Annotated in this window: 10 protein-coding genes; 5 read left to right on the top strand and 5 right to left on the bottom strand. The window is 68.3% G+C overall.

Going from position 1 to position 14,299, the window contains the following annotated elements; translation table 11 throughout:
* The first annotated feature begins 6 nt into the window (after positions 1-6).
* The gene (gene ilvA, locus ACEWX3_RS15970; protein ID WP_207066534.1) at positions 7-1,296 is read left to right on the top strand and encodes a threonine ammonia-lyase IlvA; all 1,290 of its coding nucleotides are present in this window, start codon (positions 7-9) and stop codon (positions 1,294-1,296) included.
* A gap of 26 nt (positions 1,297-1,322) precedes the next feature.
* Here the strand turns inward: ilvA and treZ are convergent, their stop codons facing one another.
* From treZ to ACEWX3_RS15950, 4 genes are read right to left on the bottom strand one after another with little or no spacing between them, the layout of a single operon-like run.
* Complete coding sequence (gene treZ, locus ACEWX3_RS15965; protein ID WP_374157055.1) at positions 1,323-3,050, bottom strand: malto-oligosyltrehalose trehalohydrolase; 1,728 nt, start codon at positions 3,048-3,050, stop codon at positions 1,323-1,325.
* Positions 3,043-5,349, bottom strand: coding sequence for a malto-oligosyltrehalose synthase (gene treY, locus ACEWX3_RS15960; RefSeq protein WP_374157054.1), 2,307 nt, complete (start codon positions 5,347-5,349; stop codon positions 3,043-3,045). Before treY ends, treZ begins: the two co-directional genes overlap by 8 nt.
* On the bottom strand, positions 5,349-7,499 hold the full coding sequence (gene glgX, locus ACEWX3_RS15955; RefSeq protein ID WP_221356919.1) for a glycogen debranching protein GlgX: 2,151 nt from the start codon (positions 7,497-7,499) through the stop codon (positions 5,349-5,351). The genes treY and glgX overlap by 1 nt, the downstream gene beginning before the upstream one ends.
* Positions 7,499-9,616, bottom strand: coding sequence for an acyltransferase family protein (locus tag ACEWX3_RS15950; RefSeq protein WP_286182883.1), 2,118 nt, complete (start codon positions 9,614-9,616; stop codon positions 7,499-7,501). The genes glgX and ACEWX3_RS15950 overlap by 1 nt, the downstream gene beginning before the upstream one ends.
* A 119-nt stretch (positions 9,617-9,735) precedes the next feature.
* Here ACEWX3_RS15950 and ACEWX3_RS15945 point away from each other — a divergent pair, with 119 nt between their 5' ends.
* The 4 genes from ACEWX3_RS15945 to ACEWX3_RS15930 all read left to right on the top strand — a co-directional run bounded on the left by ACEWX3_RS15945 (position 9,736) and on the right by ACEWX3_RS15930 (position 13,492).
* The gene (locus ACEWX3_RS15945) at positions 9,736-11,028 is read left to right on the top strand and encodes an adenosylmethionine--8-amino-7-oxononanoate transaminase (protein WP_374157053.1); all 1,293 of its coding nucleotides are present in this window, start codon (positions 9,736-9,738) and stop codon (positions 11,026-11,028) included.
* Between the two features lie 122 nt (positions 11,029-11,150).
* Complete coding sequence (locus tag ACEWX3_RS15940) at positions 11,151-12,293, top strand: 8-amino-7-oxononanoate synthase (RefSeq protein WP_374157052.1); 1,143 nt, start codon at positions 11,151-11,153, stop codon at positions 12,291-12,293.
* Complete coding sequence (bioD, locus tag ACEWX3_RS15935) at positions 12,290-12,967, top strand: dethiobiotin synthase (protein WP_221356912.1); 678 nt, start codon at positions 12,290-12,292, stop codon at positions 12,965-12,967. The genes ACEWX3_RS15940 and bioD overlap by 4 nt, the downstream gene beginning before the upstream one ends.
* Complete coding sequence (locus tag ACEWX3_RS15930; protein ID WP_347221263.1) at positions 12,968-13,492, top strand: 2'-5' RNA ligase family protein; 525 nt, start codon at positions 12,968-12,970, stop codon at positions 13,490-13,492.
* Positions 13,493-13,537: 45 nt separating this feature from the next.
* Here ACEWX3_RS15930 and ACEWX3_RS15925 read toward each other — a convergent pair whose 3' ends face one another.
* Positions 13,538-14,134, bottom strand: a complete 597-nt coding sequence (locus ACEWX3_RS15925; RefSeq protein WP_374157051.1) for a TetR/AcrR family transcriptional regulator C-terminal domain-containing protein — start codon at positions 14,132-14,134, stop codon at positions 13,538-13,540.
* Positions 14,135-14,299: the final 165 nt, after the last annotated feature.

Raw genomic sequence — 14,299 nt, 5'->3', positions numbered from 1 at the left:
TGATCGGTGTCCGCTGACCTGAGCCACCGTCCCCGCACCGGTTCCGCCGCGCCGCTTTGCGCCGCGGACATCGATGAGGCGGCGCGGCGAATTGCGGGCGTCGTCTCCACCACGCCACTGCAGTTCAGCGAGAGACTGTCGCAGATCACCGGTGCGCAGGTCTATCTCAAGCGTGAGGACCTGCAGGCCGTGCGGTCGTACAAGTTGCGCGGCGCCTACAACCTGTTGATGCAGCTCAGCCCCGACGAGAAAGCTGCCGGGGTGGTGTGTTCGTCGGCCGGCAACCACGCCCAGGGTTTCGCGCTGGCCTGCCGGTCGATGGGCGTGCACGGACGGGTGTACGTGCCGGCGAAGACGCCCAAGCAGAAGCGCGACCGGATCCGCTACCACGGCGGGGACTTCATCGAACTCATCGTGGGCGGAAAGACCTACGACATGGCCGCCGAGGCCGCGCGGGAGGACGTGGCGCGCACCGGCGCGACGCTGGTGCCGCCCTATGACGATGTGCGCACGATGGCAGGGCAGGGCACCATCGCGGTGGAGATCCTCGACCAGCTCGGAGCCGAACCCGACACCGTGATCGTTCCGGTCGGTGGTGGCGGCTGCATCAGCGGGATCACCACGTTCCTCGCCGAGCGCACCGCCACCACGTCGGTGCTCGGCGTCGAACCCGCCGGAGCGGCAGCACTGGTGGCTGCGCTGGCCAACGGCGCCCCGGTCACGCTCGAGCACGTCGACCAGTTCGTCGACGGGGCCGCGGTCGCCCGTGTGGGCACCAAACCGTTCGAGGCCCTCACCGCAGCGGGGGACATGGTGTCGATCACCACCGTCGACGAGGGTGCCGTGTGCACCGCCATGCTGGACCTGTACCAGAACGAAGGCATCATCGCCGAGCCCGCAGGCGCGCTCTCGGTGGCCGCGCTGACAGAGGCCGACATCGAGCCGGGATCGACGGTGGTGTGTCTGATCTCCGGTGGCAACAACGACGTGTCCCGCTACGGGGAGGTGCTCGAGCGTTCGTTGGTTCACCTGGGTCTCAAGCATTACTTCCTGGTCGATTTCCCCCAGGAGCCGGGGGCGCTGCGCCGCTTCCTCGACGAGGTGCTCGGCCCCAACGACGACATCACGTTGTTCGAATACGTCAAACGCAACAACCGGGAGACCGGAGAAGCTCTGGTCGGCATCGAGATGGGCTCGGCGTCCGACCTGGAGGGTCTCATGGCGCGGATGCGGACCTCGGAATGCCACGTGCAGTTGCTCGAGCCCGGGTCGCCGACCTACCGATACCTGACCTGATATTCCGCGTGAGCTCTCGGTGGACCTCAGGCGCGCAGCACTGCCACCGAGTGCCCACCCAGCCTCGAGGTCTCGCTTCCGGATGACGTCTCGCCGAAGGCCAACACCGTTTCCCCGGCGGCAGGGATGTCGACCGGCTCGGCGCCGATGTTGCAGCAGATCGCCAGCGCACCGCGCCGCATGACGACCCAGCGAGCGTCTTCGTCGTAGTCGACACGCAGGTGGTCCAGCCAGGGATCGCCCATGTCGGGCTCGGAGCGGCGCAAGGCGATCAGAGCGCGGTAGAAGTCGAGCAGACGAGCGTGCTCGCCGGTGCCGACCTCGTCCCAGTCGAGCTTGGAACGCAGGAATGTCTGCGGATCCTGCGGGTCGGGTATGGCGTCGGCATCCCAGCCGTGCTCGGCGAACTCCCGCTTACGGCCCTCGGCCGTGGCGCGAGCCAATTCCGGCTCGGGATGGGAACTGAAGAACTGGAACGGTGACGACGACGCCCACTCTTCACCCATGAAAAGCATTGCGGTATAAGGTGATCCGACGGCAAGCGCAGCCTTGATGGCAAGCTGACCCGGGGTCAGGTTCTGGGAGGGCCGGTCACCGATCGCACGGTTGCCGACCTGGTCGTGGGTCACCGTGTAGGCCAGCAACCGGGTCGCCGGAATCGTGGCGGTGTCCAGCGGCCGGCCGTGGCGGCGGTGCCGGAACGACGAGTAGGTGCCCGCGTGGAAGTAGCCGCCGCGCAACGTCTGCGCGAGCGTCTCCAGGGAACCGAAATCCGAGTAATAGCCTTGCCGTTCGCCGGATACGGCCGCGTGGATCGCGTGGTGGATGTCGTCGTCCCACTGCGCGGTCATGCCCAGACCGCCTGCGTCGCGTGGGGTGATCAGCCGGGGATCGTTGAGGTCGCTCTCCGCGATCAGGGACAGCGGCCGATCGACCCGTGCTGCCAGGTCGTCGGTTTCGGCAGACATCTCTTCCAAGATGTGGATCGCGGTCGTGTCGACGAGGGCGTGTACCGCATCCAGGCGCAGGCCGTCGGCGTGGAAATCGTGCATCCACCGCAGCGCGCAGTCCAGGATGTAGCGGCGCACCTCGTCGGCCTCGGCGTCGGCGATGTTGATCGACTCGCCCCACGGATTGGAGCCGGTGGACAGGTAGGGGCCGAACTCGGGCAGGTAGTTCCCTGAGGGGCCGAGATGATTGAACACCGCGTCGATCAACACGCCGAGCCCACGGGTGTGGCACGCGTCGACGAACCGGATCAATCCGTCCGGTCCACCGTAGGGTTCGTGCACCGCATACCAGAGCACGCCGTCGTAGCCCCAGCCGTGCGTGCCGCCGAAGGCGTTGACGGGCATCACCTCGACGAAGTCGACGCCGAGGTCGACCAGGTGGTCGAGCTTCTCGATCGCTGCGTCGAACGTGCCATCGGGGGTGAACGTGCCGATGTGCAACTCGTAGATCACGGCGCCTTCGATGGAGCGGCCCTGCCAGTCACCGTCGGTCCACGCCTCCGGGGCCGCGCGCCACAGCGCCGAGCGTTCATGCACCCCGTCGGGTTGGCGTGGAGAGCGCGGATCGGGCAGCACCTTGGGGTTGTCGTCGAGGACGAATCCGTAGCGGGCGTCGGCAGCGGTGTCGACGACGGCGCGCCACCAATCGTCCTCTCCGCGGGTCATCGGGTACAGGGTGCCCTCGACGTCGAGGCGCACCAGGTCGGGACGTGGTGCCCAGACGGCGAATTCATGTTCAGGCATCGGCGCGCACCAGCAATGCGACGGGCATCTCGGCGAACAACTCAGCGGCCGGCACCGTGCCGCGACGTTGGGTGCGGGACAGGACGTCGGTCCACACGCCGTCGGGCAGCGTCACCGCCGTGTCTTCCCACCCGCTGTCGCCCAGGCGCACGGTCCAGCGACTCACCGCGACCAGGACATCCTCGCCACGGAGGAAGGCCACCACATGCTCGGCCAACCCCCCGTCGGCAGGTACCGGACGGTAGCCACCCGAGACGAACGTGTCCGGGCGCTCCCGGCGCAGCCGAAGAGCCTCGCGCACCACCCGCATCTTCGGGTGGGTCATGGTGTCCAGGGCGTGGCGGCGTTCGGAGTAGTCCACCTCACGACGGTTGTCCGGATCGACGAGGCTGTCCTCCCACAGCTCGGTGCCCTGGTAGACGTCGGGGATCCCGGGCGCGGTCAGAGCGATCAGCTTCTGCCCCAGCGCATCGGAGTCTGCGTGCGGACCGAGCCGATCAACCAGCGCCGTCATCTCGACGGCGACGGGGCCGTCGATCACCGAGTCGATCCAGGTGTGCACGGCCTCCTCGAACTCGGTGTCGGGATCATTCCAGGTCGTGTGCAGCGCAGCCTCCCGGATGGCCTTCTCGGCGTACGCATGCAGACGCTGACGCAGTTCGGCGCTCACCACGCCATCTCGTGGCCACACCCCGAACATGTTCTGCAGCAGGAACATGGCGGTCTGGGCGTCCGGGGCCGGGGCGGTGCTCTGCCAGCCCCCGACGAGCTCGGACCACAGCGAGGGCACTTGGGACAGCACCCCGATACGGGCCCGCACGTCCTCGCCGCGTTTGGTGTCGTGGGTGCTCAGCGTGGTCATCGCGCGCGGCCACAGCGCGGCCCGCACCGTCGCACGTTGGTGGAACTCCGCGGCGCTGACGCCGAAGTACTCGGGCTCGCCGCCCACCTCGTTCAGCGATACGAGCCGGGAGTCGCGGTAGAACAGGCAGTCCTCCATCGACTTGGCGGTGGCGGCGCCGCACAGCTGCTGAAGCCGCACCCCGACTTCCTCGGCGTTGCTCAGCGCCGCGCTGAGCAGCTCCAACGGTCGGCTCAGCTCGGGATGCTCAGATGCCGTTTCCGACATGGCCACCGGCAGCACCTGGGCCAGTGCCCGGTAGTCGGACCGGTACACGCCCACGTGGCTGAGCAGGACCGCGATCGACTCGGGCAGACGGTCGTGATCGGCGCCGGCGGCAGCCACCACCGCTCGGTGCAGCCGGGCCAGTTCACTGGCCAGCGTTTCGGTGACGGCCTGGCGTTTCAGCCGGCGGGCTTCCTCGGCGACGGCGGCGTAGTCGGCGCCGGCTGAGTCGGTGAGTTCGGTCAACGCGTCCCGGCCGGTCGGGTCGATGAACAGGCCTCCGGTCTCGCGCAGCGTGTCGTAACCGGTGGTCCCGTCGACGGGAAGGCTGGGGTCGAGTGCCTCGTCCACAGCGAGGATCTTCTCGATGACGATCCAGGCCTGCGGACCGGTGAGGTCACGTAACCATTCGAGATAGCCGGTGGGATCGGACAATCCGTCCGGATGGTCGATCCGGATGCCGTCGACCAGCCCCTCGCTGAACCAGCGGCGGACCTCGACGTGGGTGGCGTCGAACACCTCGCGGTCCTCCTGGCGCAGCCCGGCCAGCGAGGTGATCGAAAAGAAGCGGCGGTACCCGCACACCCCGTTGCGCCAACCGATCAGCTTGTAGTGCTGGCGGTCGTGCACCTCCGGTCCGGTGCCCTCCCCGGTGCCCGGACTGACCGGGAACTCCAGATCGCCGAGCCGCAGCACGGCTCCGTCCTGTCCCCGTTCCACCACCAGGTCCGCGACGTCGGAGTCGGATCCCAGCACCGGCAACAGGATTCGTCCGTCAGGGTCGACGCCCCAGTCGATGTCGAAATAGCGCGCGTACTCGGACTGGCGACCGTGCGTCAACACGTCCCACCACCACCGGTTCTGGCGCGGTGCGTCGACGCCGACGTGATTGGGCACGATGTCGACGATCACACCGAGGCCGGCCGCCTCGGCGGAGGCGACCAGGCGGGCGAAGCCCTCGGCGCCGCCCAGTTCAGCCGACACCGCGGTCGGATCGGTGACGTCGTAACCGTGTCCCGAACCTTCCGTGGCGGTGAGGATGGGGGACAGGTAGAGGTGGGAGACACCCAGTTCGGCGAGGTAGTCCACCAGCTTCTCGGCGTCGGCGAAGGTGAACGTCTGACCGCTGGCCGGACCGCGCATCTGCAGCCGGTAGGTCGAGGTGACCGCCATCAGGCGGTCTTACGCAGTACGAGAAGTGAGCGCGGTGCCAGCGAGACTTTCTCCCCGGCGGACACGGTGAGGGCGGTGGTTCCGGTGGGGTCGGCGGTGTCGAGCGCGGCCTCCCACTCATTGGCGTAATTGCCTTGAGGCACAACGAAGTCCTGAATGTGGTCGTGGGCGTTGAAGCACAGCAGGAACGAGTCGTCGATGACGCGCTCGCCGCGTTCGTTGGGGGCGGGGATGGCCTCCCCGTTGAGGAAGACCGCGACGCAGGTGCCCAGCCCGGCACCCCAGTCGTCGTAGTCCATCTCCTTGCCGGAGGTCGTCAACCAGGCGATGTCGCGGACCTGGTCGCCGGTGCGGATCGGCTTCCCCTCGAAGAAGCGTCGGCGGCGGAACACCGGATGGTCCTTGCGGAACTTGACCACCTTGCGGGTGAAAGCCAACAGGTCGGCGTTGGTGTCACACAGCGACCAGTCCATCCAGGACAGTTCCGAATCCTGGCAGTAGACGTTGTTGTTCCCCGACTGGGTGCGGCCGATCTCGTCGCCGTGCGCGATCATCGGGGTGCCCTGCGAGAGCATCAGGGTGGCCATGATGTTGCGCATCTGCCGTCCCCGCAGGGTGAGGATCTCAGGATCGTCGGTCGGTCCCTCGACCCCACAGTTCCACGACCGGTTGTGGCTCTCGCCGTCGCGGTTGTCCTCTCCGTTGGCCTCGTTGTGCTTCTCGTTGTACGAGACCAGGTCGGCCAGCGTGAAACCGTCGTGACAGGTGACGAAGTTGATGCTCGCCGACGGTCGCCGACCCGTCGCCTCATACAGATCCGACGACCCGGTCAGCCGGGACGCGAATTCGCCGAGGGTTGCGGGCTCTCCCCGCCAGTAGTCACGCACAGTGTCGCGATACTTCCCGTTCCACTCGGTCCACAAACCTGGGAAGTTGCCGACCTGGTAACCGCCCTCGCCGACGTCCCACGGTTCGGCGATGAGCTTGACCTGGCTGACCACGGGATCCTGCTGCACCAGGTCGAAGAACGCCGACAGCCGGTCGACGTCGTAGAACTCCCGCGCCAGCGTGGAGGCGAGGTCGAAGCGGAACCCGTCGACGTGCATGTCGGTGACCCAGTACCGCAGCGAGTCCATGATCAGTTGCAGGGTGTGCGGGTGCCGGGCGTTGAGGCTGTTGCCGGTGCCGGTGAAGTCCTTGTAGTAGCGGAGGTCACCGTCGAGCAGCCGATAGTAGGCGGCGTTGTCGATGCCCCGGAAGTTCAGGGTGGGGCCGAGGTGATTGCCCTCGGCGGTGTGGTTGTAGACCACGTCGAGGATGACTTCGATCCCGGCCTCGTGGAAGGCGCGCACCATGGTCTTGAACTCGCCGACCGCGCCGCCGGCATGTTTGGTGGCGGCATAGTCGGCGTGCGGTGCGAAGAAGCCGAACGTGTTGTAGCCCCAGTAGTTTCGCAGCCCCAGGTCGAGCAGGCGGTGGTCGTGGAGGAACTGGTGGACCGGCATCAACTCGATCGCGGTCACGTTCAGCGACTTGAGGTGATCGATGATCGCCGGATGCGCGAGCCCGGCATACGTGCCCCGCAGCTCGTCGGGAATGCCGGGGTGCGATTGGGTCATGCCCTTGACATGCGCTTCGTAGATCACCGTCTCGTGATAGGGCGTGCGCGGCGCGCGGTCGGAGCCCCACTGGAAAAAGGGGTTGATGACGACGCTGGTCATGGTGTGTCCGAGCGAGTCGATCTGTGGCGGCGTGCCGCCGGTGACGAGGTCGTCGGCCTTCAGGTCGTAGGAGTACAGCGCCTGGCCGAACGCGAAGTCACCGTGGAAGGACTTGCCGTACGGATCGAGCAGGAGCTTGCTGGGATCACACCGGTGTCCGGCCGCCGGGCTCCAGGGCCCGTGCACCCGATATCCGTAGCGTTGGCCCGGGGTCACCGTGGGCAGGTAACAGTGCCAGACGAAGCCGTCGACCTCGTCGAGTTCGATGCGGTCCTCGCGGCCGTCCTTGCCGATCAGGCACAGCTCGACCCGTTCGGCAACCTCGGAGAACAGGGAGAAGTTCGTTCCCGCTCCGTCGTACGTGGCGCCCAGCGGATAGGCGTCGCCGGGCCAGACAGTGGGGATGGACGTCGAACCGGACGACGTCATCAATCCGTCCACCAGCCGGTGACGGCGGCGATCTGACGGCCCAGTTCGGGGGCCAGCGACCGCATGTAGGTCGCGGTCAGGTGATGGGAATCGTGGTAGATCAACACATTTCCCTCCACGGCACGGCATGTGTCGGCGCGGCATACCGCGTCGGTCATGTCCAGGGGCTTGAGGTTGGGAAAGCGACTGAGGAAGTCCAGCGTCGGGTTGTGATCGGCCAGGGCCATCGACCGGTCCATACCGCACGACACCGCGTCACCACCGTCGGCCAGGCAATCGGCGGGCCGGAACGGTTCGCGGTCCTCGTCGAGAATCCACGGCGTGTCGCGCATCGCCAGCACGGGAATGTCGTGGTCGAGGAGCTTCTGCCAGATGCCGATGTAGGTGGCCGGCATGACGTCTCCGTCCTTGGTGTTCCACGGCCTGGTGGAGGTGGTGAACACATAGTCGGGCCGGTCGGCGATCAATGCGGACATCGCCCGCTGATTCCACGTGTGGCACTGCGGGTCCCGGCGGGTGGAGCCCATGATCAGCGGGGCTTCCTCGGTGGTCAGCGGACAACCCATCTTCAGGTAGGTGACCACCTTGAAGTGGTGCATCCGCCCGAGCAGATCCAGTGCGGTGATCCAGTGCTCGGCATGCGAGCCGCCCGCCAGCGCAATGGTTCGCGCGGCGTCCGGGTCGCCGTAGGTGCAGTTGATGAGCCCGGCATTGGAGAAGTCGCTGATGCACTTGTCGATGGTGGAGATGGGCAGGTCTTCCTTGGCCTCCAGGACCGTCGGACGCATCGGCAGCTTGGGGACCCGGGCGTCGTCGACAAGGGCACGCGCGCCCGGGTAGTCGCGGGATGACAGGCCGGCGAGCTCCTTGCCGTCGGCGCGCAGCACCATGACGTGCTCGCGCCAGCTGAACGAGGTCGCGGTCAGCGCCACCCCGAGCAACGCCACCGTCGACCCGAGCACGATCGTCGGGCGCCGCAGGCGGACCCGCAGCGGTACCGGCGAGGCCGGGCTGACCGCCGCCGACGGCCCGCTGCGCTGACGCAACGGATCCTCGACGTAGCGGGTGGTCAACCAGGCCAACACGCCGGAGACCGCCAGGATGGCGGCTCCTTCGGCCACGGTGACCCGGGTCTCCCCGGTGTAGACGAGGTAGAAGATCAGCAGCGGCCAGTGCCACAGATACAGCGAATACGCCATCGCGCCCAGGGCGACGAAGGGCTTGCTGGCCATCAGCCGGTTGGGCGCCGGCATTGCGCCGCCGGTGTGCGGATCAGCGTGGCGGTTGGCCGCCGACAGGATGAACAACAGCGTCGCCACCACCGGGACGAGCGCCCAGGGGCCGGGGAACTCCCGCACTCCGTCGATCAGCGCCCCACACGACAAGATCACCGCCAGGGCCGTCACCGACATCGCGACGCGCAACCACATCGGGCAGCGCAGGTTCGGTACGACCGCCCCGACGAGCACGCCGACGAGCAGCTCCCAGGCTCTGGCGAAGCTGTTGTAGTACGCGGTGGCCTGATCGGTGTTGTGCGCGATGATCGCGTAGACGAACGAGGCGATGGTCAGCCCGGCAAGCAGGACGACGAACGCCGCCCGCATGTGGCTGCCGAAGAGGCGGCGAAACGCGAACGCGAACACCAGGATCAGGGCCAGGAAAGCGATGTAGAACTGCCCCTGCACCGACATCGACCAGATGTGCTGCAGCGGGCTGACGGCCTCCCCGGCGCGCAGGTAGTCCGCGGCGGAGTTGGCCAGCTCCCAGTTCTGGTAGTAGCCCAGGCTCGCCAGGCTCTGGTCGGCGAACGTCTCCCAGCGCGTCTCGGGTTGGATCAGGATGGTCAGTACCGCGGAGGCGGCCAGCACCACGACCATCGCCGGCAGCAGCCTGCGCACCAGCCTCTTGATCTCGGGCACCGGGCGTAGCGACGCCCCCGGGGTCAGCGCGCCGCGCAGCAGCCGGCCCCCGAAGAAGAAGCCCGACAGGACGAGGAAAACGTCGACTCCGCCCGACACCCGCCCGAACCACACGTGGAACACCGCGACGAGCGCGATCGCGACACCGCGCAGCCCGTCTAGGTCATGCCGGTAGAAACCGGACGTGCGGGTGCCCATGCCGGGGCGCGACGAGGTCGCCGCGGCAGACGAAGGTCTGCCCGGGACGGTCCTCGGTGCCGGCCGGGCGGGGGCAAGGGTCATCATGATCGACGGCTAATCTACCGAAGGTGTGTGCGATGACGCCCGCTGAGATCAGCGCCATCGACGCCGCCCACGTCTGGCATCCCTACAGCGCGATCGGCGACGGTGCCGTGCCGCCGCTCGTCGCTGTCGGCGCGCGGGGCGCCTGGCTGACCGTGATTCACGAAGGACGCCAGGTCGAGGTGCTGGATGCGATGGCGTCGTGGTGGACGGCGGTGCACGGACATGGCCACCCCGCGCTCGATTCAGCGATCACCGACCAACTCGCGACCATGAACCACGTCATGTTCGGTGGTCTGACCCACGAACCCGCCGCCCGACTTGCCCAACTGCTCGTCGAGGTGACGCCGCAGGGGCTGGAAACGGTGTTCTTCAGCGACTCCGGGTCGGTGTCGATCGAGGTCGCGGTCAAGATGGCGCTGCAGTACTGGCGCAGCAGCGGACATCCGGCCAAACGGCGCCTGATGACTTGGCGGGGCGGCTACCACGGTGACACCTTCACCCCGATGAGCGTCTGCGACCCCGACGGCGGTATGCACGAGTTGTGGACGGGTGAGAATTCGTTACTCGCCGACCAGCTCTTCGCCCCGCCTCCGCCCCGGGACTTCGACGCCGACTACGTCAGGCGGTTCGAGGAGTTGCTCGCCGCCCACGCCGACGAACTGGCCGCCGTCATCGTCGAGCCCGTCGTCCAGGGCGCCGGCGGGATGCGGTTCCACGATCCCCGCTACCTCGTCGAGCTGCGACGCATCGTCGACCGGTACGGCGTGTTGCTGATCTTCGACGAGATCGCGACCGGCTTCGGGCGCACCGGCACCATGTTCGCCGCCGACCAGGCCGGGGTCAGCCCGGACATCATGTGCGTCGGCAAAGCGCTGACCGGTGGCTACCTGACACTCGCGGCCACCTTGTGCACGGGCGACGTCGCGGCCACGATCAGTGCGAATCCGCCCGGAGCGTTGATGCACGGCCCGACATTCATGGCCAACGCGTTGGCGTGCGCGGTGAGTGTCGCGTCGGTCGAGTTGTTGCGTACCGGGGATTGGCAGTCCCGGGTGCGACGCATCGAGTCCGGTCTCACCGACGGGCTCAGAGCTGCCGAGGCGCTGCCCAACGTGATCGACGTGCGGGTACTCGGCGCCATCGGAGTGCTGGAACTCGACCGACCGGTCGATCTGCGGGTCGCCACTCCCGCGGCGGTGGAGCGGGGCGTGTGGTTGCGCCCGTTCCGCAATCTGATCTACGTGATGCCGCCGTACATCTGCACCGACGCCGAGATCGACCAGATCACCTCGGCGATGGTGGGCGTCGCGCGTGCACTAACCTGAACGGTGTTCAAGTGTCGGCTCGCCGACGTGTTCAAGTGTCGGCTCGCCGCTGATTTCCAGTCGGCCCGCCGACGCGCGTAACCGTCGGCTCGCCGACGCATCCAGTTCTGGAGGGGAGTGCCATGACGCGCACGGGTCTGTCCCCGTTGGCCTGGCTCGACGACGTCGCCGTCGAGCGGCGCGCCGCCGGGCTACGCAGGTCGCTGAAAGCCCGTACCCCCGTCGGCGCCGATCTGGACCTCGCTTCCAACGACTATCTCGGGCTGTCGCAGCACCCGCGCGTGCTCGAGGGCGGAATCGCGGCCCTGCGAACCTGGGGCGCCGGCTCAACCGGCTCCCGTCTGGTGACCGGTAACACCGAACTGCACGAAGACTTCGAGAACGCCCTGGCGGAATTCGTCGGCGCCGAATCAGCGCTGGTGTTCTCCTCGGGCTACACGGCCAACCTGGGTGCCGTGGTGGCGCTGTCGGGCCAGGGATCGCTGGTGGTCTCCGACGCGCTGACCCACGCGTCGCTGGTCGACGCGTGCCGGTTGTCCCGCGCCCGTGTCGTGGTGACCCCGCACTCCGATGTCGCCGCGGTATCCGAAGCTCTGGCCAACCGTTCCGAACAGCGTGCCGTGGTCGTCACCGACTCGGTTTTCTCCGCCGACGGCGATCTGGCGCCGTTGCGCGAGCTGCACGACGTGTGTCGCCGCCACGGCGCCCTGATGGTCGTCGACGAGGCGCACGGCCTGGGGGTGCGGGGCACCGGTGGTCGGGGCTTGCTGCACGAAGTGGGCCTGGCCGGTGAGCCTGACGTGGTGATGACGGTGACGCTGTCCAAGGCGCTGGGCAGTCAGGGTGGTGCGGTGCTCGGACCTGCCGCCGTGCGCGACCATCTGATCGACGCGGCCCGGCCGTTCATCTTCGACACCGGGTTGGCGCCCGCTGCCGTCGGATCGGCGCGCGCCGCCCTGCAGGTGCTCGTCGACGAACCGCGCAGGGCTCAACGAGTGCTCGATCGCGCCGCCGAGCTGGCCGCCGTGTGCGGTGTCGACGAGGTGCCGTCCTCGGCCGTGGTGTCGGTCATCCGCGGAGCACCCGAGGTGGCGCTGGCCGCCGCGGCCGCATGCCTGCAGCGCGGCGTGCGGGTCGGCTGCTTCCGGCCGCCGACCGTGCCCGCCGGAACGTCCCGGCTGCGGCTCACCGCACGTGCGTCGCTGTCCGAGGACGACATGGCGTTGGCCCGTGAGGTCCTGACCGACGTGCTCTCTCCGTCATGAGCATCCTCTTCGTCTCCGGCACCGACACCGGCGTCGGCAAGACTGTCGCCACCGCTGCGCTGGCGTGTCACGGGCGGCTCGCGGGGCTCGACGTCGCCGTGTGCAAGCCGGTGCAAACGGGCACTCGCGACGGTGACGACGACCTCGCCGAGATCGCCCGGCTGGCCGGCATCGAGAACCTCTACTCGCTGGCGACGTTTCCCGAGCCGCTGGCGCCGCGCGCGGCCGCCCAGCGGGTCGGATCTGCCCTGCCCAGCAGGGCGGAGCTGCTCGAGCTCGTGACCGGGGCCGATCGGCCGGGACGACTCACCCTCGTCGAGGGTGCGGGCGGTCTGCTGGTCGAGATCGGCGCCGAAGCGACGACGCTGCGCGATCTGGCCGCTGCGGTCGGTGCGCCGGTGCTGACGGTCGTCGCGCCAGGTCTGGGCACGCTCAACCACACAGCGCTCACGCTGGAAGCGCTCGCGGCGCACGGCGTCCCCGGCGCGGGTCTGGTCATCGGGTCGTGGCCGGCGCATCCGGGCGTGGCGGAGGTGGACAACCGCGATGCGCTGGCCCGGCTGGCGCCGGTGCGCGCGGCGCTGCCGACCGGCGTGGCGTCGCTGGGCAGGACCGACTTCGAACGGATCAGCGCGCAGGCTTTCGACCGGTCCTGGGTGCAGAGCCTGGTCTGAATGGTTCACTCCGTCGAGCTGCTCTTCGACCACGGCACCGAGGCGGCGGTCGGCAGGATGTGGGACGACCTCCTGGCCGCTGGCATTCGCAGCCTGGCCACACACAGGTCTCCGAGCAATCGACCGCACGTCACGCTGTCGGTCGCCGAGTCCATGGACGACAGCGTCGACGACGCGCTGTGCGCGCTGCTCGATCGCCTACCGATGCCCTGCGTGCTGGGGGCGCCCACCCTGTTCGGCGGCGGCCGGACGGTGACGCTGGTACGGATGCTGGTGCCGTCGCAGAACCTCCTCGGCTTGCACGCCGATGTGCACCGAGTCTGCCTGCCGCACATGTCAGGTGGGCCGTTGCCACATACCGAGCCGGGACAGTGGACCCCGCACGTCACGCTGGCGCGCCGGGTGCCGCCGGATCAGTTGGCCACCGCCATGATGCAGCCGGGCATGTTCGGCGACATCAGCGCGACGGCGGTGGCGTTGCGCCACTGGGACGGCAACAACCGCGTCGTCCACCCGATCGGCTGACCGTGAAGACCGACTCGGCATGTCGCCACTCGTACGTCGGTGACATCACCCGGACGTCGCCGGTGACGGCTGGACGTCTGCTCGGGTGTGCGCGGCGATCCCGTCGACCAGCAGCCGCAAACCGAACGCGAACCGGGCGTCGGAATTCTCGGCCCAGACCGGGGCGCTGACATCGGCTCCCGCGGCGTCCCACTGCAGCCGGGACTGCTCGTCGACGGTCGAGCCGAGAACGAAATAGACCACCGTGCGGGCGGCCGATTCAGTGCTGTCGGCGGGCACCCCGGCATCGCCGGCTGCGGCTGCCAGCACCGCGAGCAGGTCGGTCATCACCGTCGATTGGCCGGCCGCGAAGCTGGCCGACACCAACTCGGCGCCGTCGGTGTGCGACAACAGCGCCTCGCGGAGCCGACCGCAGGTCTGCACGATCCGTGTCTGCCAGTCACCGCCGGAGTCCTGCACCGCTGCCAGGATCCGGTCGGCCACCGCGCCCAGCAGCTGCTGCTTGTTGGCGAAGTGCCAGTACAGCGCGCCGGGGGACACCTCGAGCTCGCGAGCCAGGCGCCGCATCGACAGATCGGCGATGCCGTAGTCGTCCAGCAATCCCGTCGCCGCCTCGACCACGTCGCGTTTGTGGAGCTGCACGCCAGTACCCTAACCTGAACGGTGTTCAAGTGTCGGCTCGCCGCTGGTTTCACCTGTCGGCTCGCCGGCGTGGTCACGCGCCGGCTCGGTCGACGTGGTGACGCGCCGGCTCGGTCGACGTGTTCGGATGTCGGCCCGGCCGGCGTGGTGAAGTTCGCACAGGAG

The sequence above is a fragment of the Mycobacterium sp. G7A2 genome (assembly GCF_041902445.1).
Classification (GTDB): Bacteria; Actinomycetota; Actinomycetes; order Mycobacteriales; family Mycobacteriaceae; genus Mycobacterium.
This window is presented reverse-complemented; position numbering and strand designations above follow the sequence as displayed.